General features: G+C 58.4%; 13 protein-coding genes. 4 read left to right on the forward strand and 9 right to left on the reverse strand.

Annotated elements, in window-relative coordinates; all coding sequences use genetic code 11:
- Nucleotides 1–175: 175 nt before the first annotated feature.
- Both degP and dgt read right to left on the reverse strand, forming a co-directional pair.
- The gene (gene degP, locus ABLV66_RS20690; protein WP_045390127.1) at nt 176–1,609 is read right to left on the reverse strand and encodes a serine endoprotease DegP; all 1,434 of its coding nucleotides are present in this window, start codon (nt 1,607–1,609) and stop codon (nt 176–178) included.
- A gap of 141 nt (nt 1,610–1,750) precedes the next feature.
- Complete coding sequence (dgt, locus tag ABLV66_RS20695) at nt 1,751–3,265, reverse strand: dGTPase (RefSeq protein WP_045390125.1); 1,515 nt, start codon at nt 3,263–3,265, stop codon at nt 1,751–1,753.
- An 83-nt stretch (nt 3,266–3,348) separates the two neighbouring features.
- Between dgt and mtnN the strand changes: the two genes are divergently transcribed.
- Genes mtnN through ABLV66_RS20710 form a run of 3 tightly spaced genes read left to right on the forward strand, consistent with a single transcriptional unit; the run spans nt 3,349 to nt 5,501 of the window.
- Nucleotides 3,349–4,047 carry a 5'-methylthioadenosine/S-adenosylhomocysteine nucleosidase gene (gene mtnN / locus ABLV66_RS20700; RefSeq protein ID WP_015704439.1) on the forward strand — a complete coding sequence of 233 codons (699 nt, stop codon included), beginning with the start codon at nt 3,349–3,351 and terminating at the stop codon, nt 4,045–4,047.
- Nucleotides 4,040–4,840, forward strand: coding sequence for a vitamin B12 ABC transporter substrate-binding protein BtuF (btuF, locus tag ABLV66_RS20705; protein ID WP_348877008.1), 801 nt, complete (start codon nt 4,040–4,042; stop codon nt 4,838–4,840). The genes mtnN and btuF overlap by 8 nt, the downstream gene beginning before the upstream one ends.
- 34 nt (nt 4,841–4,874) lie before the next feature.
- Nucleotides 4,875–5,501, forward strand: a complete 627-nt coding sequence (locus ABLV66_RS20710; RefSeq protein WP_032709911.1) for a TRIC cation channel family protein — start codon at nt 4,875–4,877, stop codon at nt 5,499–5,501.
- A gap of 78 nt (nt 5,502–5,579) precedes the next feature.
- Here ABLV66_RS20710 and erpA read toward each other — a convergent pair whose 3' ends face one another.
- Complete coding sequence (gene erpA, locus ABLV66_RS20715) at nt 5,580–5,924, reverse strand: iron-sulfur cluster insertion protein ErpA (RefSeq protein WP_008807363.1); 345 nt, start codon at nt 5,922–5,924, stop codon at nt 5,580–5,582.
- Nucleotides 5,925–6,005: 81 nt separating this feature from the next.
- On the reverse strand, nt 6,006–7,424 hold the full coding sequence (clcA, locus tag ABLV66_RS20720) for a H(+)/Cl(-) exchange transporter ClcA (RefSeq protein ID WP_072251481.1): 1,419 nt from the start codon (nt 7,422–7,424) through the stop codon (nt 6,006–6,008).
- A 179-nt stretch (nt 7,425–7,603) separates the two neighbouring features.
- On the opposite strand from clcA, the gene hemL reads away from it, so the two are divergent.
- On the forward strand, nt 7,604–8,884 hold the full coding sequence (hemL, locus tag ABLV66_RS20725) for a glutamate-1-semialdehyde 2,1-aminomutase (protein ID WP_045376565.1): 1,281 nt from the start codon (nt 7,604–7,606) through the stop codon (nt 8,882–8,884).
- A 745-nt stretch (nt 8,885–9,629) separates the two neighbouring features.
- Here hemL and fhuB read toward each other — a convergent pair.
- The 5 genes from fhuB to mrcB form a co-directional block, all read right to left on the reverse strand.
- On the reverse strand, nt 9,630–11,612 hold the full coding sequence (fhuB, locus tag ABLV66_RS20730) for a Fe(3+)-hydroxamate ABC transporter permease FhuB (RefSeq protein WP_348877018.1): 1,983 nt from the start codon (nt 11,610–11,612) through the stop codon (nt 9,630–9,632).
- Complete coding sequence (gene fhuD / locus ABLV66_RS20735; protein WP_348877019.1) at nt 11,609–12,499, reverse strand: Fe(3+)-hydroxamate ABC transporter substrate-binding protein FhuD; 891 nt, start codon at nt 12,497–12,499, stop codon at nt 11,609–11,611. The genes fhuB and fhuD overlap by 4 nt, the downstream gene beginning before the upstream one ends.
- Nucleotides 12,499–13,296 carry a Fe3+-hydroxamate ABC transporter ATP-binding protein FhuC gene (gene fhuC / locus ABLV66_RS20740; RefSeq protein ID WP_045390112.1) on the reverse strand — a complete coding sequence of 266 codons (798 nt, stop codon included), beginning with the start codon at nt 13,294–13,296 and terminating at the stop codon, nt 12,499–12,501. Before fhuC ends, fhuD begins: the two co-directional genes overlap by 1 nt.
- Before the next feature lie 45 nt (nt 13,297–13,341).
- The gene (gene fhuA, locus ABLV66_RS20745) at nt 13,342–15,552 is read right to left on the reverse strand and encodes a ferrichrome porin FhuA (RefSeq protein ID WP_045390109.1); all 2,211 of its coding nucleotides are present in this window, start codon (nt 15,550–15,552) and stop codon (nt 13,342–13,344) included.
- 242 nt (nt 15,553–15,794) lie between these two features.
- Nucleotides 15,795–18,353, reverse strand: coding sequence for a bifunctional glycosyl transferase/transpeptidase (gene mrcB, locus ABLV66_RS20750; RefSeq protein WP_047078121.1), 2,559 nt, complete (start codon nt 18,351–18,353; stop codon nt 15,795–15,797).
- Nucleotides 18,354–18,394: the final 41 nt, after the last annotated feature.

Genomic DNA, 18,394 nt, shown 5'->3' on the forward strand with positions numbered 1-18,394 from the left:
AAACCCCTCCCCTGAGCAGGGCATCAGCATAAAAGAGTGACGAAGAGGACGCACTGTGCATATGCACAAAGCATGACAAAGAAGTATGGAGTTGTGGCGGGAATCACAGAACCGGCGGGCAGAATAAAAAAGCCCCCTTCCCTTACCGGGAAAGGGGCATTCACGCTAGTATCAGTTACTGCATCAGCAGATAGATAGAAGTATCACCACGCTGAATATTCAGCGCCAGTACGGACGGTTTCGCGTCGAAGATTTTGCGCAGGTCGGCGATGTTTTTCACCGGCTGCTGGTTAGCGCCGACAATAATGTCGCCTTTCTTCAGACCAATTTGCGCCGCCGGGGTGCCCGCTTTCACGTTGCTCACCACGACGCCTTTATCCTGGCCTTTATTGCTCATTTCCGCGCCTTCAATGCCGTTAAAGATGCTGCTGGAGTCAACCTGGTTCTGGTTGCTCTGCTGCAGTTCAACGGTAACGTTAACCGGCTTGCCGTCGCGCAGCAGTCCCAGCTCGACTTTGCTGCCGATAGGCATCGTACCAACCTGCGCACGCAGCGCCGCAAAGCTACTGATTGCCTTACCGTTCAGGGTAGTAATCACGTCGCCGGCTTTAATACCCGCTTTCGCCGCCGCCGAGCCCGGCATCACCTGGCTTACGAACGCGCCGCGCTGGGCATCGACTTTCATCGCCTTCGCCAGCTCGGAGTTCAGCTCGGTACCCATGATCCCCAGTTCGCCGCGTTTCACCTGGCCGAACTTGACCATCTGCTCGGTCAGGTTTTTCACCATGTTGCTCGGAATAGCAAAACCGATACCGATGTTACCGCCGTCCGGAGCAAGGATCGCGGTGTTGATACCGATCAACTCACCGTTGAGATTCACCAGCGCGCCGCCGGAGTTACCGCGGTTAATAGCCGCATCGGTCTGGATAAAGTTTTCATAGTTTTCCACGTTCAGGCCGCTGCGGCCCAATGCGGAGACGATACCGGAAGTCACGGTTTCGCCGAGGCCGAACGGGTTACCGATCGCCACGGTGTAGTCGCCGACGCGCAGCGCGTCAGAGTCGGCAAGCTTAATCGCCGTCAGGTTTTTCGGATCCTGGATTTGAATCAGCGCGATATCGGAGCGCGGATCTTTACCTACGACTTTCGCGTCAAACTTACGACCATCGCTCAGTTGAACTTTAATCGTGGTGGCATTATCGACCACGTGGTTGTTGGTCACTACGTAGCCTTTAGCCGCATCAATGATGACCCCGGAACCGAGCGCCATAAATTTCTGCTGCTGCGCATTATCGCCAGGCGCGCCCTGGCCGCCGCCCTGACAGAATGGGGAGCTCTGGAATGGCGAACCGTCCTGGCAGAACGGCGAGTTGTCACCGAAGAACTGCTGGAAGTTACGCGGCATCCGCGGCGTGTTAACAGTCGTGCTGCCTTCAACATTGATGCTCACCACCGACGGCATCACTTTTTCCAGCATCGGCGCCAGGCTCGGCATCTGCTGCGCAGTGGTCGCCGAGGAAGCCGTTTCAGCCGCGCTCGCAGAGAGCGGGGACAACGCCAGACCTAAACTCAGAGCCAGAGCACTCATTGCTAACGTGGTTTTTTTCATAGGTTTCAATCTCAATTTCAAATTTCGGATAACGAAAAAGTTGCTGTGTACGCACTCTCAGAGTCATTTTATAGCGCGAAGTTCCAGAGTTAAGTTTCGGTAAAAGTAAAAATTTATTGTCCGTCTTTACAAAACTCAGACTTATTCCACCGCCATCAGACGACGATATTCATCCCACGCATACAAATCTGTCATTCCGCTGATATAGTCCTGAATCAATCGACAACGGTAATAATACTCCAGCACGGGATATTCTTCGGTATCGCGCGAAAGCTTATTTACCGCCTCCACATAGGCCAACCGATGTCGGGTCGAGAGTTTCTGGAACAACCTCGAGGCAATAGGTAAACTGCGTACCCGCTCTTGTTCCACCAATTGGCTGAACTCCTCCAGCGATAATTTCAGTAGCGGCTCGTAGATATCAAGCAGCCCGCTGATAACGCGGTAACCCTGTAATTCCAGCTGTTCAACATCAGGATGGCTAAACACCTGTTTTATGGCGACGTTTTTATAAAGTTCAAGTAGCTGACTACAATCGCTATCATCCTCTAACAGCGCGTGATTAAAGTCGCCGCTAAAAATGGCCGGTAAGTTTTCGATAAATCGATGCGCCGCATATGGCACCAGTTTATTCAGCGTATTGACCCGTAAATACATAAAGAACTGATCTTCAGTGCTGCGGCTGAGTGAATTAGCGCGCGATTTCTCCCAGGCATTTTCTACGACTTGAGCGAACAACGATCCTTTTTCATGAGCGCCCCATGCGTCATACAGATGCTGATACAATTGTTCCGCGCTGAATATCCGTTTTTCTACCGCATCTTCGAGGTCAGCAACGCAATATGAGATATCATCGGCAGCTTCCATAATCCACGTTAATGGAAAGCGATTGTAAGGCGCCAGATCCAATTCTTTACGCAGCCGCGCGATATACTCTTCTTCGGCTAAATAATAACCAGGCTTTTTCATTAAATAGCTATGGCTGGCTGGCGTCTCTCCCCGCCACCACGCCGGTCGCGTATATTTCAGAATGCAGCCGACCTGGGTCCAGGTCAGGTTCATACGCATCAGCGTGTGCACCAGACGGATCCCCTGCGCATTGCCTTCAAAGCAGCACAAATCCTGACGCACTTTACGCCGCAGTTCGTTGAGCAACCCTTCGCCATCGTGCAGACGCAGCGCGTCAACCTGGCAGCGATCCTGACTTAACGGCTGGCTGGCGGCATCTTTCGGCGCCAGCCGTTTGCTGAACCAATCGTTAATTGCCGCTTCGCCAAAATGGCCAAATGGCGGATTGCCGATATCGTGCATCAGGCAGGCCATCTCCACGACGCTTTCAAACGGGCCGCTCAGTTCATCCAGTCCGTAGCGTTCCAGCAGCTTTTGCTCCTTCAGACGGCTTAACACTTCTTTGGCGATGTAGCGCCCGACCTGCTGGACTTCGAGCGAATGGGTGAGCCGGGTGCGGACCGCCGCGTTGCGCTCAAGTGGAAAGACCTGGGTTTTTTGCTGCAGGCGGCGGATGGCCGGTGAATTGATAATGCGCCCGCGATCGCTTTCAAACACCCGCAGGATCTCGCGTTCCGTCTCTACCCCCTGCGGCGAACGGTAGCGCCGACGCCAGTGAATCTTGTTGCGAAAATCAATATTTGCCATAGCCTCTCCCGCGCGAGCAATACGCTTCCCCTTAAGCGCATGATAGACTATGCAGCTAATCCTGACACATCGCGAGTAAATCTATGAAAATTGGCATTATTGGCGCCATGGAAGAAGAAGTTACCCTTCTGCGCGACAAAATCGAGAACCGCCAGACTATCTCTATCGGCGGTAGCGAAATCTATACCGGCCAACTTCACGGTACCGAGGTTGCTCTGCTGAAATCCGGCATTGGTAAAGTGGCCGCCGCCATGGGCGCCACCCTGTTGCTGGAGCGCTGCAAGCCGGATGTGATTATCAATACCGGTTCCGCCGGCGGACTGGCGCCGACGCTGAAAGTCGGCGACATCGTGGTCTCTGACGAAGCGCGCTACCACGATGCCGACGTCACCGCGTTTGGCTACGAATACGGCCAACTGCCGGGCTGCCCGGCCGGTTTCAAAGCTGATGATAAGCTGATTGCCGCCGCGGAAACCTGCATCAAGGCGCTGAATCTTAACGCCGTTCGCGGGCTGATCGTCAGCGGCGACGCTTTCATCAACGGCTCGGTAGGGCTGGCGAAAATCCGCCACAACTTCCCGCAGGCCGTTGCCGTAGAAATGGAAGCCACCGCCATCGCCCACGTCTGCCATAACTTCAGCATTCCTTTTGTGGTGGTGCGCGCAATCTCTGACGTCGCTGACCAGCAGTCGCATCTCAGCTTCGACGAGTTCCTCGCCGTCGCCGCTAAGCAGTCCACCCTGATGGTGGAAAATCTGGTGCAGAACCTGGCGCGTGGCTAAGTCGTTACAGAAGGCGTTAACCGCCCTGCTGTTGCTCGCCCCGGCGTGGCTTTTCGCCGCGCCGCGGGTGGTGACGCTCTCCCCGGCCAACACCGAATTGGCCTTTGCTGCCGGCATTACGCCGGTCGGCGTCAGCAGTTATTCCGATTACCCTCCCGCCGCGGCTAAAATCGAACAAGTCGCCAGCTGGCAGGGAATGAACCTTGAACGTATCGTCGCCCTGAAACCCGATCTGGTACTGGCGTGGCGCGGCGGCAATGCCGAACGCCAGGTCAATCAGCTCAGCTCGCTGGGAATCAAGGTTATCTGGGTTGAAACCGGTTCGATTGAGCAAATCATCCATGCTTTGCAGATGCTTGCACCGTGGAGCCCGCAGCCGGAAACAGCCCGGCAGGCTGCCCGGAAGATGCAAAACGATTACGAGGCGCTAAAAGCCCGCTATGCCAACGCGCCGAAAAAACGCGTATTTCTGCAGTTTGGCGCCAACCCGCTGTTCACCAGCAACAGCGCCTCGATCCAGAATCAAGTATTGCGCCTGTGCGGCGGAGAGAATATTTTTGCCGCCAGCCGCGTTCCCTGGCCGCAGGTTAGCCGCGAACAGGTGCTGTCACGGCATCCGCAGGCAATCGTCATCACCGGCGATCCGGATAAAATTCCCGCCGTGGACCGCTATTGGCAAAATCAGCTCACAATTTCGCTCATCGCCTTACATAGCGACTGGTTTGAACGCGCGGGCCCACGTATTATCCTTGCCGCAAAACAACTCTGTACTGCGCTTGAGCAGGTAAAATAACCGCCTGGCAGCAGGCTTTTAGCGGGAACTGACGATGCTTGTCTATTGGCTGGATATTATTGGCACAGCCGTATTTGCTATCTCCGGCGTATTGCTGGCGGGGAAATTACGCATGGACCCTTTCGGCGTGCTGGTATTAGGCGTAGTGACCGCCGTGGGTGGCGGGACGATTCGCGATATGGCGCTGGCCAACGGCCCGGTGTTCTGGGTTAAGGACCCTACCGATCTGGTCGTGGCGATGGTCACCAGTATGTTAACGATTCTGCTGGTCCGCCAACCGCGGCGCATGCCGAAATGGGTACTGCCGGTACTGGATGCCGTCGGCCTGGCGGTGTTTGTCGGCATCGGCGTGAATAAAGCCTTTATTGCCCATACCGGCCCGCTGGTGGCTATTTGCATGGGCGTGGTCACCGGCGTCGGCGGCGGGATTATCCGCGACGTGCTGGCGCGAGAAGTACCGATGATTCTGCGCACCGAAATCTACGCCACCGCCTGCATTGTCGGCGGTATCGTGCACGCGACGGCGCACTACACCTTTCAGTTGTCGCTGGAAAACTCGGCGATGTTAGGCATGGTGGTGACGCTGGGGATACGCCTGGCGGCGATTCGCTGGCACCTGAAGCTGCCGACCTTTGCGTTGGATGATAACGGACGGTCATAAAAGCAAAACGGTAACCCTGAGGTTACCGTTTTTCGTGTTTGCCGCTCTCTTTGTGGAAGAGGGCTTGAGTCGCTTGCGTTAAACGCTGAACGAGGAGCCGCAGCCGCAGGTGCTTTTCGCGTTCGGGTTAGTCACGATGAAACGTGACCCTTCCAGGCCTTCGGTATAATCGACGGCGCCGCCAACCAGATACTGCAGGCTCATTGGGTCAACCACCAGGCCGACGCCCTGTTTCTCGATGGTCATATCGCCTTCGTTAACCTGATCGTCAAATGTGAAGCCATACTGGAAACCGCTGCAACCGCCGCCGGTGATGTACACGCGCAGTTTCAGGTTCGGATTGTCTTCATCCGCAATCAGATGTTTTACTTTGTTCGCTGCGGCTTCGGTGAACTCCAGCGGCAACGCTACGTCATCACTCATTTTTTGCTCCCATTGATACTTCCGGCCGATTAAAGAATAACCGGACCTTTTGAGCCATTATCTAATACCCTGGTAAATCGTTCAAGTATTCTCCCGGGGTACCTGCTGCGCTTTCGCCGCCTCTTCGGCCTTCTGCTTTGCCAGGGTACGCTGCAGAATGGTCGAATACAAAGGTTTACCGCCGAGGAACTGTGCCAATAGTGTTGCCCCAAGGCAGGTAATAATCATTGGCAAAATGAGCTGATAGTTATCGGTCATCTCCAGCACCAGCACAATCCCGGTGAGCGGTGCGCGCACCGAAGCCGCCAGCAGCGCCCCCATCCCGGCGATAGCGAAGGTACCGGCATCCAGATGATAGGACGGAAACAGCGGAATGGCAGCCATGCCGAATGCCGTCCCCAGCAGCGTGCCGAGCGCCAGCATCGGGGCGAAAATCCCCCCCGGCGCGCCGGAAGAGAAGCACAGCAGCGTGGTGATGACGCGGGCAATAAAAATGAACAGCAGCAGCCCAACCGAGAAGTTGCCGGCAGCGGCGATCGGGATAAGGTTAAAACCGCCGCCCACCGCGGTCGGCTGCATCAGACCCAGCAGGCCGCAAAGCCCGCCGATAAGCCCGCCAATCAACACCCATTTTTTGATATTGCCGCCGTGGAGGCGCTGGAACATATCCTGCGTCCGCAGCACCAGGGTATTAAACAATGGCCCGAAACAGCCGAAAATCATGCCCAGCACCAGGTACAACCACAGGGTATTCACCGGCGCATTGCTCAGCTTGCCGACTTCGATAATCGCCCCTTCGCCGTTAAAAATACGGAACACGATGCTCGACATGATCACGCCGGTAAACACAGCTTTAATTGAAATCAGGTTGTAGCGGAACTGCGGGCGCATCTCTTCGATGATAAACAGAATGCCCGCCAGCGGCGCGTTGAAGGCAGCGGAGAGGCCCGATGCCGCACCGGTGGCCAACAGCGTATGCCGCGCTTCCGGGCTACGCAGACGAAACACATCCACCACCATGCGCCCGATATTACCGCCAAGCTGTACCATCGGCCCTTCGCGCCCCAGCACCATCCCGGCGCCCAGCGTCCCCATGCCGCCGATGAATTTTACCGGCAGCACGCGCCACCAGCGTACCGGACGCAGCTCTTCCAACGCGCCTTCGATTTCCGGGATCCCGGAACCGCCGGCTTCCGGCGCAAAGCGGCGCACCAGAAAATAGCCGACCATCGCCAGCAGCGCCGACAGGATGAAGGCCAGCGGCCAGACGAGGTACCAGTGGTCCGCCACCTGCACCAGGGCGCCAATTCGCTGGTTCTGCACCCAGTTCACGCTCTTTTCAAACGCCACGCCCACCAGCCCGGCCAGCGTGCCGACCACCGCCGCCATCAACAATACCGCCAGCGGCGTTTTATCGCGTTGAATTAAACGGCGGACCGCATCGCTACGGCGCACGCGAACAAACTGATGTGCTTCAAAAGAGGGAGTTTCTGATTTCATGCCATTATCATTTATTGGTAATACAAATGAGAAGAGAGGCATTCTAGCCGCCTCCGCGCCGCGCGTCGTCAAAAAATTGTTTCGTCTGCTTAATGTTTCAATTGGGCAAAACTTTCATAACCTTCATGGAATAACTTAGAATAGCCCGATAACTTTATTCACGAACCAGGATCCTGGCCATGAGCAAATCTGAAAATCTGTATAACGCCGCCCGCGAACTTATCCCCGGCGGCGTCAACTCGCCGGTCCGCGCCTTTACGGGCGTCGGCGGCACCCCGCTGTTTATTGAACGTGCGGATGGCGCCTACCTGTACGATGTCGATGGTAAAGCTTATATCGATTATGTCGGTTCCTGGGGGCCAATGGTGCTGGGTCACAACCATCCGGCCATTCGTAACGCGGTGATTGAAGCGGCAGAGCGCGGGTTAAGCTTCGGCGCGCCAACCGAAATGGAAGTCAAAATGGCGGAACTGGTTACTGAACTGGTACCGACCATGGATATGGTGCGCATGGTGAACTCCGGCACCGAAGCCACCATGAGCGCCATTCGCCTGGCGCGCGGCTTCACCGGCCGCGACAAAATCATCAAGTTCGAAGGATGCTACCACGGTCACGCCGACTGCCTGCTGGTGAAAGCCGGTTCCGGCGCGCTGACTCTCGGCCAGCCGAACTCGCCGGGCGTACCGGCCGATTTCGCGAAGCATACCCTGACCTGCACCTATAACGATCTTGCCTCGGTACGCGCGGCGTTTGAACAGTATCCGCAGGATATCGCCTGTATCATCGTCGAACCGGTGGCCGGCAATATGAACTGCATTCCGCCACAGCCGGAGTTCCTGCCGGGCCTGCGCGCGCTGTGCGACGAGTTTGGCGCGCTGCTGATTATTGACGAAGTGATGACCGGCTTCCGCGTCGCGCTGGCGGGCGCTCAGTCCTATTACGGCGTGGAGCCGGATCTGACCTGTCTGGGTAAAATCATCGGCGGCGGTATGCCGGTGGGCGCTTTCGGTGGTCGCCGCGAGGTCATGGACGCGCTGGCGCCGACTGGTCCGGTGTACCAGGCCGGTACGCTGTCAGGCAACCCTATCGCCATGGCCGCAGGCTTCGCCTGCTTAAGCGAAGTGGCGCAGCCGGGCGTGCATGAAACCCTGACCGAGCTGACCAATCAACTGGCGGATGGCCTGCTGAACGCGGCGCGCGAAACCGGGATCCCGCTGGTGGTGAATAATGTCGGCGGCATGTTCGGTATCTTCTTTACCGATGCCGAAACCGTCACCTGCTATCAGGACGTGGTGAAGTGCGATGTTGAACGTTTCAAGCGTTTCTTCCACCTGATGCTGGAAGAAGGGGTTTACCTCGCCCCGTCGGCGTTTGAAGCCGGCTTTATGTCCGTCGCCCATAGCGAAGAGGATATCAACAACACTATCGACGCCGCGCGCCGGGTGTTTGCCAAACTGTAAGGTACTTGAATGCCTGGTGGCGCAGGGATTTTCCCGGAGGCGGCGCGCTGCGCCTTGTCCGGGCTAGCAAATCGAGCAGCACTGTAGCCCCGGTAAGCGCTAGCGCCACCGGGGATTTTCCCGGAGGCGGCGCATTGCGCCTTACCGGGGCTACCAAATCGCACAGCCTTGTAGCCCCGGTAAGCGCTGGCGCCACCGGGGATTTTCCCGGAGGCGGCGCATTGCGCCTTGTCCGGGCTACCAAATCGCACAGCCTTGTAGCCCCGGTAAGCGCTGGCGCCACCGGGGATTTTCCCGGAGGCGGCGCGCTGCGCCTTGTCCGGGCTACCAAATCGAGCAGCACTGTAGCCCCGGTAAGCGCTAGCGCCACCGGGGATTTTCCCGGAGGCGGCGCGCTGCGCCTTGTCCGGGCTAGCAAATCGAGCAGCACTGTAGCCCCGGTAAGCGCTAGCGCCACCGGGGATTTTCCCGGAGGCGGCGCGCTGCGCCTTGTCCGGGCTACCAAATCGAGCAGCACTGTAGCCCCGGTAAGCGCTAGCGCCACCGGGGATTTTCCCGGAGGCTGCGCATTGCGCCTTGTCCGGGCTACCAAATCGCGCGGCGCTGTAGCCCCGGTAAGCGCTGGCGCCACCGGGGATTTTCCCGGAGGCGGCGCATTGCGCCTTGTCCGGGCTAGCAAATCGCGCAGCCTTGTAGCCCCGGTAAGCGCTAGCGCCACCGGGGATGTTGAGGCCATTCGGGATCGTTAGCGGCTCTGCTTTCTCAGCAAATAGATAAAGTACGGCGCGCCGATAAACGTCGATAACAGCCCCGCCGGGATTTGGTAGGGGAACATGATCATTCGCCCGCACCAGTCGGCGAACACCAGCAGCATCCCGCCAATTAGTCCGGAAATGACCATATGCGGCATCGTCCGGCGAAAACCCATCATCCTCGCAATATGCGGCGCCATTAAACCAACGAAACTTAACGGCCCAATGGTTAGCGTCGCCGTTGCCGTCAGGCTCGCCGCCAGCAGCAGCAACCCAATACGCGATGGCGTTAATGCCATTCCCACCGCCCGCGCCGCCTCGCCGCCGAGCGGCAGGATGGTCAGCCAGCGGCGGCAGAGCGGCGCCAGCGCCAATAGCGCCAACATTACCACCCCGCTACGCAGCACCATCTCCGGCGTCGCGCTATAGGTCGAACCGGACATCCACGTCAGGATCTGCGCCATTCGCGGATCGCCGCTGGCCTGTAGCATCATCAATAGCATGGTGAAAGCGGTGCTCAGCGCCATCCCCGCCAGCAGCATCCGGTGCGGCGAGAACCCCCCGCGCCCGGCGGCGAGCAGGATGACCAGCAGCGTCGCCGCCGCGCCAAGACTGCCGGCTGGCAGCAGCCAGACAAAAGCGTTGCCTGGTACGAAGAATAGCATCAACACCACGCCGAACGCCGCGCCAGAGCTGATACCCAGCACTTCCGGGCTGGCCATCGGATTACCGGTCAGGCGTTGAATGATGCAACCCGCGACGGCCAGCATCACCCCAGCAAACAGCGCCGAGAGCACCCGCGGCCAGCGCCATGGCATTAATTGCTCCAGCAGATCGCCGCTGGCCCATTGCCACCCCTGCGCATCACGGCCAAAGGTCAGCGCGGCGGTTACCGCCAACAACATCAGCGCCAGTCCGCCCAGCGCGAACCACTGCACGTTGCGGCGCTCAATCAACGCCTTATCGCCGCCGTTCATCACCGGCGCGCTGATACTACGCAGCCGCGGCAGTAGCCACAGTAATAAAGGCGCGCCAATCAGCGCGGTGACTGACCCGGTCGACACTTCCCGCCATACCCGGCTGAGCCAGAGAATAATTTGGTCGGAAAGCCACAGGATCAGCGCGCCAAGTAGCGCCGCCAGTACCAGTCGCGATAGCAGGCGGCGGGCGCCGAGCATTTTCGCCAGCAGCGGCGCGAACAGACCGATAAAGCCGATAATGCCGACCGCGTTGACCAGCAGCGCGCTTATTACTATCGCCAGAGTCAAGACGCCAAGGCGCGCCAGAGAAAGCGCCAGCCCGAGATTTCGCGCCACGCCATCATCCAGCCCCATCAACGTTAACGGGCGTAGCAACAGCAGCGTCAATATTGCGCCGCCAAGCAGCTGCGGCCACAGGCGCTGCGCCACGCTCCAGTCGGTCTGCGTCAACGTCCCGGTACTCCACAGGAACATGCTTTGCAGCTGGTCGTGATGGAAAATCACCATCAGCTGATTGACCGCGCCGCAATAGAGACTCACCACCAGGCCGGCCAGAATCAGCGTCACCGGCGACAGACGTTTGCCCCACGAAACGCCGAACACCAACGCGCCGACCAGACAAGCGCCTGCCAGCGCGGCAAACTGCGACGCCAGCACGCCGGGGATCGCCCATAGCGTCGTCACCGTCATTCCGAGCTGCGCGCCGGTGGCAACGCCGAGCGTGGTCGGCTCCGCCAGCGGGTTACGCAGCACCTGCTGGAACAGTACGCCGACGAGCCCCAGTCCGGAACCGACCAGCAACGATACAGCCAGCCTCGGCAGCAAGCTGTAATGGAACAGCATCTGGGCGATATTATCGCTATCCGGCTGCCACAGCGCCTGACGCCACTGCGCGTAAGGTAAAGCAACCTGAAGGTTGATGATGCTCAGCGCGAAAGCGGCAACCAGCAACACGACCAACAGGATAATGGCTAACGGCGAGAAACGCGCCTTCATACCGCCCTCCCCTGCGCATCGGCCAGTACGCGGGCGAAATGCATCGCCGACAGCGTCGCGCCATAGAACCACACCGCCGGAAGGCGCTGGAAACGCCCCGCGCGCACGAACGGCATCGCCTGCCACAGCGGGGTCGCCATCATCTGGGCCATCTCCCGTTCGTTGCCGTGATCGAAACAGATAACATCGGCCTCTTTAAATTCCGCCAGCCGATCGATGCCTACGGTGATACTGCCCCAGAATGCCGCTTCACCGCGCCAGGCGTTTTTGATGCCAAAACGATCGAGCACTTCCTGGAACAGGCAGTTCTCGCCGAAGACCAGCACATGTCGGGCATCAAGTAGCGAAATCATCAGCAGCGGGCGATCGCCACGCTCGACAAATCGCGGACGCAGGCTTTCCATCAACGCGTCGAACTCCGCCAGATGGCGCTTCGCCTGCTGTTGCTTACCCAGCAGGTCGGCCATTTCCAGCAGCGAACGCTGGGCCATCGCCAGCGGCCGTTTGCCGTCGCTGAAGGTGAAGCCGCGACCGGGCGCAATGCGCGCCAGCTTTTCCGGCGACGGGCCATAGCCTGCCGACCAGACGATAAACGACGGTTTCATCTGCGTCAGTAATTCAAGATTGGGTTCAGTGCGCAGGCCGACATCAATCACCGAAGCGGGTAACGCCGGCTCATTGACCCACAGGTTGTAGTTGGGAATATCGGCTACGCCGTAGGGCGTAACGCCGAGCGCCAGCAGCAGCTCGGCCGGTAGCCACTCCAGCGCGACGACGCGCTGCGGGTCAACGTTCGCCGCCTGCGCGCCGCGCATCTGCCACAGCAGCGGCGACAGCGCCATTGCCGTCAACAGGCGTCGGCGTGAGAAGAAGTTCGAATTTTCCATCAATAGACAAAACTTACCGGCGCTGCGCCCGCCGGGTGCGGCAGGATCCCCATCGGGATGCCGTAGATTTGTTCCAGCGTTTCGCTGCGCATCAGTTCCGCCGGCGTCCCCTGGGCGATCATTTCGCCGCCGCGCAGCGCCACCAGATAATCGCAATAGCGGGCGGCCATATTAATATCGTGCAGGACCGCGATCACCGTCAGGCCACGCTGCTGGCTGAGACGATGCACCAGCGCCAGCACATCGACCTGATGGGCGATATCCAGCGCCGACGTCGGTTCATCGAGCAGCAGACAGCGGCTATCCTGCGCCACCAGCATGGCGATCCACGCGCGCTGGCGTTCGCCGCCGGAAAGGCTGTCCACCAGCCGATGCGCCAGCGGTTTCAGCCCCACCAGCGCAATGGCCTCTTCTACTTTTTCGCGATCCGCCACGCCGAAGCGCCCCAGCGCGCCGTGCCACGGATAGCGGCCAATCGCCACCAGTTCGCGCACCGTCATCCCTTCCGCCGCCGGCAGTTGTTGCGGCAGATAGGCCACTTTGCGGGCAAACGCCTTGCTGCTCCAGCTGTCCAGCGGCTGGCCGTCCAGCAGCACATCGCCTTCGGAAGGCGGCTGATGGCGGCCAAGCATTTTGAGTAACGTGGATTTGCCGGAACCGTTATGGCCAATCAGGCCAGTGACTTTTCCTGCCGGGAAGGTCAACGAAAGGGGATGAAGCAGCGTGCGGCCAGGCACGCGAAAGGTCACGCGATTTAACGCAAACGTCGTCTCAGAGTGCGGAGTCTGTTCCTGCATAGCAACAACCTGATATTGGGCGCGGCGAACCGCGCCCTTGAGTAGTTAGAAGCGGAAGGTTGCGGTAGCAACAACCTGACGTTCCGCCCCCCAGTAGCATGCGTACTCGCTATAGCAGCTGGAGACATATTCGCGGTCAAACAGGTTGTTGACGTTGACGCCGACCGAGGACCCCGGCAGGCCAAAGCGCGCCAGATCGTATTTCACCGTCGCATCCATCAGCGCATAACCGGCCACATTGAAGGAGTCATTTTTCTTACCGGTGCTGGTGTCATTTTTGTAGTAGCTGACCGTCGAACCGATATAACGCGCGCCCGCGCCAATCGTCAGCCCGCTAAGCGCGGTTTCGTGGAAGGTGTAATCCGCCCACAGCGAGGCCATATTACGCGGCACTTCCGCCGGACGCTTGCCTTCGAAGACGGTGTCGTGAGTGTATTCGGCATCGGTATAGCTGTATGCCGCGGTCAGGTTGATATTGGCATTGACCGCCGCCTTCGCCTCCAGCTCAAAGCCGCGGGAGCGGATTTCGCCGGTTTGTACGCTGAACAGTCCGGTCGGATCGTTCGGGTCTGCCGTCAGGTTCTTATCTTTAGTCAGCTGATAGACCGCCGCGGTCACCACCACCGGCATATCTTTCGGCACGTATTTCACGCCGGCTTCATACTGCTTACCGCGCGACGGATCGAACGGCTTGCCGGTGCTATTGGAACCCGATACCGGTTCGAACGATTCGCTGTAGCTGAAGTACGGGGAGATACCGTTATCGAACAGATAGTTGATCCCGCCGCGCCAGCTGAACTGCTGGTCGTGATTTTCCGCCATGCTGCTGGTGGAACGGGTGAAGGTAGACGTGGTGGCGTAATCGTAGCGACCGCCTAAGGTCATCACCCATTTGTCCCACTCCATCTGATCCTGCGCGTACAGGCCCGTCTGCTCCATACGGTTAAGGACCGCGTACGGGAAGTTGACGTTCACGTTCGGATTACCATACTGCGGATTGGTCATGCTAATGGCATCGGCCGTACCGTAGTCCGCATCAACGTCGTTACGCATCCGCGAGTAGTCCACGCCGGTCAGCAGCGTGTGGTTCACCGCGCCGGTAGCAAAATCAGACTGCAGTTGCGTATCAACGGTAAAGGTATTCAGGTGCTCATCGGAACGCACGTAGGCACGATTGATTTTCCCCGGCTCCTGGTAACCATTGCCGTAGACCGAACGATACAGCGTGTGCACATCGGCATAGCGCAGGTTCTGACGCACGGTAAAGGTGTCATCGAACTGATGGGAGAAGCTATAGCCAACCATCTGCTGGCGACGCGACATCTTGTTATCGGACTCGCCTTCGTTGAAGTCAGTTGGCAGCTTGTGGGCCTTACCGTTGGCATCGTAATACGGCACCACGGTGCCTTCGCGCGGCAGCCAGCCGTAGTAACCCGCATCCGGGTCATTCTGGAAGTTGCTCAGGAAGGTGAAATCGGTTTTATCATCCGGACGCCAACTGAAGGACGGAGCGACGGCGTAACGGGTCGATTTCGCCATCTGCTGCTGCGCATCCTGGCTGCGGCCTAAACCGGTCAGACGGTATGACCACACGCCGTCATCATCAATGGCGTCGCTGAAGTCGAAACCGGTTTGCCACAGGTTATCGGTGCCCATTTTAAACTGTACTTCTTTCAGCGGCTCGGTGGTCGGACGCTTGCTGACCATGCTGACGATACCGCCCGGGTTGCTGTTGCCGTACAGCACCGAGGTTGGCCCGCGCATCACTTCCACGCGTTCCAGGAAATACGGGTCCATCGAGACTTCAGAGTAGTTGTTACCCTGCAGCTTCATGCCATCCAGATACTGGTTGGTGTTCACCGTGCTGGAGGTGGTGAATCCACGAATGGTGACCACATCATAGGTGGTCGAGCTACCGCGAGTGGAGAAAACGCTCGGCGTGTAAGAGAGCGCTTCTTTGACCGTTGTCGGCTGCTTCATGTCCATCTCTTCGCGGGTCACCACGGAGATAGACTGCGGCGTTTTTTCAATGGGAGTATCGGTTTTGGTGGCCGTGGCGGAACGCTTCGCGGCGATAGTCGGTGCCGGTCCCCAGGCGCTCTCCTGGCTGGCTGGCGCCGCGGTAACGACGAGGGTTTCTTCTTTCGGTTGTTCCGCAGCCTGTGCATAAACAGACATGCCGCTAACCGCCGTGGCTACTACGACTGCGATTTTACGCAGCGAGTGATTTGGCTGAGCAGTTTTAAGACGCGCCATTGGTATATCTCTGATGAAAGTGAATGATAACGTAAACGAGAATTATTATTATGACGGGTGACATAATAGGCGAAACGCGGAATCCAAGGCAAGCGCTATGCCGAACAGGAAGCGCCAAGGGATTAATAAATAACCAGACGGTTATTAAGGAGTTATCACCGTGTTACGCAGATACCCTAAATAAAAAAGCCCCCTAATACCTTCGTATTAAGGGGCTGTTCAGACGTTCAGCTTAAACGGTTTTAGTTGCCGCCAAACATATCTTTAATCCAGCCGGCTACGCCATCGCTCTTTTCCTGCTTCGCAGGCTGCTGCTGTTGCTGTTGCTGCTGCGGTTGGTTAGCAGGCTGCTGCTGCCCGGACTGATTGAACGGGTTATTGGCTTCCTGCTGCTGTTGCTGTTGTTGCTGCAGGGCTTCGCCCTGGCGGCACAGCGCATCCGGCGAGGTAGTCCACACCGGCAGCGTACGCATACCGCCGCTACACTGGAAGTAACCGTTGCTGTCCACGCCCATGTCCACGACATCTTCCGGCGGCGTCAGCGCCAGCGGCGTCGGGGTCTGGTTAGCCAGGTAGCGCTGATAAATCGACATCGCGCCGCTGGCCCCGTACAGCTTGGTCGGCTGGTTGTTATCGCGGCCAACCCAGGTAATCGTCACCTGGCTGCCATCGATACCGGCAAACCAGGTATCCACATTGTTGTTGGTGGTCCCGGTTTTACCCGCCAGATGCAGGCCAGGATATTTGGCGCCAAGCTGACGGCCGGTACCGCGCTGCACCACCTGCTGCATGGTCCACAGGGTCATATAGGCTGCCTGCGCCGGAACGGCGCGTTCCGCCTGCGGGTAGCTCTGGTACAGCACCGTACCATCTTCAGCAATAACGGAACGCAGCGCCGACAGCGTTGCGCGGTTACCGCCGCTGGCGATGGTCTGGAATGCCTGCGCGACTTCAATTGGCGTCAGGTTAAGGGCGCCAAGGATCATCGCTGGAACCGCATTCAACTGGTCTTTCGGCACGCCCAGCTTCTGCCAGGTATCGGTGATCGCCGGCAGACCCAGCGACATCCCGAGGTTAACCGTCGGCACGTTCATCGAACGGGTCAGGGCATCCACCAGCATCACCTGACCGCTAAAGCGACGATCGTCGTTCTGCGGCGACCAGGTCTGGCCGTTCGACAAGCGAATCGTCACCGGCGCATCGGCAATCCACGTATTCAACCGATACTGGTTCGGCTGGCTCAGCGCGGTCAGATAAGTGGCCGGTTTTGCCAACGAACCAATCGAACGACGCGCCTGCATCGCGCGGTTGTAGCCGGCAAACTGCGGCTCCGCGCCGCCGACCATCGCCCGGACTTCGCCGGTGAAGCGATCGACCACCACCATGGCGGTTTCCAGATCCGGCAGCTTACGCTGTTTCTTAAGTGCCGGGATACCTTCGATGGCCGCTTTTTCCGCCGCATCCTGAGCCACCGGGTCAAAGGTGGTGAAGATCTTCACGCCAGAGAGATCTTTTACTTTATCGCCCAGTTTCGCCTGCAGCTCCTGGCGCACCATCTGCATGAACGCCGGCTGCGGAGAAATCACCCCGCCGCGCGGCTGCACGCCCAGCGGACGGGCGCTCAGCATATCGTACAGCTCCTGGTCGATAATGTTCTGCTGCTGCAGCAGACGCAGCACCAGGTTACGCCGCTCCAGCGCCAGTTTCGGGTTACGCCACGGGTTATAGATTGACGCCCCTTTGACCATCCCGACCAGCAGCGCCTGCTGATCGAGGCTCAGCTCTTCTACCGGGCGGCCAAAGTAGTACAGGCTCGCCAGCGGGAAGCCGCGGATTTCGTTGTCGCCGCTCTGGCCGAGATACACTTCGTTCATGTACAGCTCAAGGATACGATCCTTGCTGTAACGGGCGTCAACGATCAGCGCCATATAGGCTTCGTTGGCCTTACGCCAGTAGGAACGCTCGCTGGACAGGAACAGGTTCTTCACCAGCTGCTGGGTCAGGGTACTTGCCCCCTGCACCGTACGCCCCGCCGTCAGGTTCGCCAGCACCGCACGGCCCATTGAGTACAGGCTGATACCGTCATGCTCATAGAAGTGGCGGTCTTCGGTCGCCAGCAGCGTATCCACCAGCAGATCCGGGAAACCGCTACGCTTAACGAACAGGCGCTGCTCGCCGTTCGCCGACTGCAGCATGGTGATCAGGCGCGGATCGAGACGGAAGAAACCGAACTGACGGTTGTTATCCATATTCTCGATGGTATCCAGATGATCGCCATCGAAGGTCAGACGCGCGCGCACCTGCCCCTCTTTACTATCCGGGAAATCGAACGGACGACGGATCATCTCGATGCTATTAGCCTGTACGGTGTATTCGCCAGGACGCGTCATTGCGCTGACCTGACGGTACTGGGTCGCATTAAGCAGGCGCACCATCTCGTTTTTGCTGATCTGCATATCCGGCTCAAGGTTGACCATCCGGCCATACACTGCCGCCGGCAGTTCCCAGACTTTACCGTCAATGCGGCTGCGAATTTTCTGGTCGAGGTAGACGCCATAGGCGGCGATAATTACCGCAAAGACAATCCCCAGCTTAACCAGCAGCCACAGCCAGCTGCGCTTACGACGAGGCTTATTGCCTTTGCCCTTTCCTTTCTTCGGCATCGGTCGTTCATCCTCATAATCGTCATCGTAATCATCGTCGTAGTCCTCTTCCCGGACCCGGCGACGGGTGACTTTTTGTTTTGCCGGGCGTGAAGGTCTCCCTTTACGTCCGATAGGCTCGCGGTCATCTCCCGCCATGCTTTTTCTCCGCAACTTTCAGGCGTAAAGGCCTGATTCTC

The organism is Klebsiella sp. CN_Kp073 (genome assembly GCF_040065495.2).
Lineage (GTDB): Bacteria > Pseudomonadota > Gammaproteobacteria > Enterobacterales > Enterobacteriaceae > Klebsiella > Klebsiella aerogenes.

Bases quoted from the DNA above. Each gene is read 5' to 3' on its own strand.
- degP (WP_045390127.1), bottom strand. From the start codon at position 1,609: ATGAAAAAAACCACGTTAGCAATGAGTGCTCTGGCTCTGAGTTTAGGT.
- dgt (WP_045390125.1), bottom strand. From the start codon at position 3,265: ATGGCAAATATTGATTTTCGCAACAAGATTCACTGGCGTCGGCGCTAC.
- mtnN (WP_015704439.1), top strand. From the start codon at position 3,349: ATGAAAATTGGCATTATTGGCGCCATGGAAGAAGAAGTTACCCTTCTG.
- ABLV66_RS20710 (WP_032709911.1), top strand. From the start codon at position 4,875: ATGCTTGTCTATTGGCTGGATATTATTGGCACAGCCGTATTTGCTATC.
- erpA (WP_008807363.1), bottom strand. From the start codon at position 5,924: ATGAGTGATGACGTAGCGTTGCCGCTGGAGTTCACCGAAGCCGCAGCG.
- clcA (WP_072251481.1), bottom strand. From the start codon at position 7,424: ATGAAATCAGAAACTCCCTCTTTTGAAGCACATCAGTTTGTTCGCGTG.
- hemL (WP_045376565.1), top strand. From the start codon at position 7,604: ATGAGCAAATCTGAAAATCTGTATAACGCCGCCCGCGAACTTATCCCC.
- fhuB (WP_348877018.1), bottom strand. From the start codon at position 11,612: ATGAAGGCGCGTTTCTCGCCGTTAGCCATTATCCTGTTGGTCGTGTTG.
- fhuD (WP_348877019.1), bottom strand. From the start codon at position 12,499: ATGGAAAATTCGAACTTCTTCTCACGCCGACGCCTGTTGACGGCAATG.
- fhuC (WP_045390112.1), bottom strand. From the start codon at position 13,296: ATGCAGGAACAGACTCCGCACTCTGAGACGACGTTTGCGTTAAATCGC.
- fhuA (WP_045390109.1), bottom strand. From the start codon at position 15,552: ATGGCGCGTCTTAAAACTGCTCAGCCAAATCACTCGCTGCGTAAAATC.
- mrcB (WP_047078121.1), bottom strand. From the start codon at position 18,353: ATGGCGGGAGATGACCGCGAGCCTATCGGACGTAAAGGGAGACCTTCA.